Raw genomic sequence first — 213 nt, 5'->3', positions numbered from 1 at the left:
ATATTGATGGCACCTACAGCATTACTCAACATCAAGCGATAGAACAAGTTAACGGTGATGGCGATATTAATGAGCTAACCATCGGAGTGGATGTTACTGATACCGATGGCGACACCGTACCAAATGCTGCCAATATCAACATCACGATAGCGGATGGTGCGCTCGCAACCGCGACCGATAGCAATGTTACTTTCACTGAAACACAAGGCGTTC

1 protein-coding gene is annotated in these 213 nt (G+C 46.5%); it reads left to right on the top strand.

Translation table 11 applies throughout. The annotated features are described in order from the left end of the window. Window positions 1–213, top strand: a 213-nt coding sequence (locus AACW90_RS23175) for a hypothetical protein (RefSeq protein WP_390239407.1), incomplete at both ends; no start/stop codon positions are given.

The organism is Vibrio frigidus, assembly GCF_042465995.1.
Taxonomy (GTDB): domain Bacteria; phylum Pseudomonadota; class Gammaproteobacteria; order Enterobacterales; family Vibrionaceae; genus Vibrio.
The sequence above is the reverse complement of the archived record's forward strand: the minus strand, read 5'-3'. Positions and strand labels throughout refer to the sequence as shown.